This is a genomic window from Formosa undariae (assembly GCF_042427615.1).
Classification (GTDB): Bacteria; Bacteroidota; Bacteroidia; order Flavobacteriales; family Flavobacteriaceae; genus Formosa; species Formosa undariae.
The window spans coordinates 1-2,002 of sequence record NZ_JBHMEZ010000020.1; the positions used below are offsets into that span (position 1 = coordinate 1).

Sequence of the window (2,002 nt, forward strand, 5' to 3'; positions counted from 1 at the left end):
CCCTGTTCCTGCAAAAAACACATTAAACATTAAAGGAATAACTAAAGACACGACTGTACAAATTTACAATATTACCGGTGCACTTGTGCAATCGACCGCTATTCGAGTAAATGCCGCTGCTATCGATACTTCTAGCCTTAACTCAGGTATCTACTTTATAAAAATAGAGAACACCGTTAAGAAGTTTGTAATTAACAAGTAAATCTTACATCTGTCCTAATTTATTAGACACAGAATATTGAATAAATTAAAGACCTACACAATAAATTTTGTGTAGGTCTTTTTTGTTTTATCATTTTCTACTTTAAATCATAATAAAATATTGATAGAAAATTCATTCTATTTCAAAATTAAAAATCTGTTTTTTGTTTATTTTTTTCATACATATTTTACTCTATAACCCGTATTACAAAATAAGACTTTTAATTAATTACACTTAATAACCTCGCGTAATTCATTTTTTTTAGCAAAAAAAAATAGGGATATCCTTAGATTATTATTTTGTTGTTATTATATCGTATTACGCTAACATACAACTCATTCCCTCTCTTTATTTATTCTAATTTGAAGATTTTAACAATTAACTTCACGATGCAACAACTACACTCGTGAAAATAACAATTCAAAATATTAACAAGTATCCATTATGAGAAAAAAACTACAAATTAAACAACTTTTAATATTGCATTTATTTGCGATGGCAACAATTCCTGCATTTGCCCAGGACTTGTTTTTTGAACAATCCAACGGAACAGAAAACACTTTTGGACAGGTAGATGTTTATCAACAATCGGGCTCCGTTTTAAGAGAAAATATTGCAGATGATTCTACAATTGACAAAACGGAAGGATGGGAGTTATTAGCCTTAGACGGATCTAATTATTACTACCAAATTACAGATATTACATCTGCCAATTATGGACAAATAGATATTTGGAATAGCAGTACAGGTATTAGAACAAATTACGGAAATTTAAGTTCTATTTTCCCTGAGGAAGAAGAAAATTGGATTTTAGGTGGTGCAGACAAAGGCCTTCTATACTTTAGCTCATCAGACGATAATAGCGAAATTGTTTCATGGGATGGTACAACAACAAGCCATTTTGCATTTTTAAAAGATGTTGTCGTTTACCCTACATATTGGAAATTTGCAGGTTTTCATGATGGTGTAATGTATATTGAATGGGTACTGGAAACAAATTTTGCAACATCTATAAAAACTTGGGATGGCACAAAATCTCAAGGTACTCATGACAACACCGATTATTACGAAAATTATGATGATGCCTATTTATTTGGTGTAAGCGAATTTGTTGTAGTATCTAATACAGAGATATTAGCCACACTAGAAAAAATTAAAGACCATATTTCAGGCGCATCTACTTTAACAACTTCAGATATTAAAACCACAGAAAACGCCATTAAAATGGATAGCGGATTATTTTCAAGCGATTCTGATGTTATAGAAACAGCTTTAGAAACCATTGCATTATACGAAGCGAAATTTGGAGGATTATTCACCGCAAACAGCTCATCGAAAGGTGGCTTTAGTAGAACAGCTTCAGGTTACGAACTAGAAAATTTAATGCTTGCAATAATGCAACCAATTATAGATTACTCGTACACCACAGAGAACCTAACTAACTATCCAACTTTATTCGAAAACACACTTTTTGAAACCTCTTCTTATTTCCCAGGAGCCGCAGCACAGCCAGCTGATCCTACAGAAAGTTTTACTATTCAGATAAACGGAATTCATGTTAGAAAACCAGGTACACAAGCTAATTACGAAACCGAAGATGCTAGACGACCAACTGGAACATATTTAGCACCAGGAAGCGTGGCGACAGTTACCGTTCCATCATCATTAGTGGGTATAGGAGCTTCTATCTTAGTAGGTGCACATACTTGGGATTTGACCAAAAAATCAGATATCAAACGAATGGATCGTGTTACAACAAAATACGAAATAAACAGTACAACAGTTAAAATTGCAAATCCA

2 protein-coding genes are annotated in these 2,002 nt (G+C 32.7%); both read left to right on the forward strand.

Features of this window, described 5'->3' with window-relative positions; genetic code table 11:
* The coding region (locus ACFFVB_RS16075; protein ID WP_382384247.1) for a T9SS type A sorting domain-containing protein at positions 1 to 202 on the forward strand (202 nt) is incomplete at its 5' end.
* 444 nt (positions 203 to 646) lie between these two features.
* On the forward strand, positions 647 to 2,002 hold a 1,356-nt coding region (locus ACFFVB_RS16080), incomplete at its 3' end, for a M60 family peptidase N-terminal accessory domain-containing protein (RefSeq protein ID WP_382384248.1).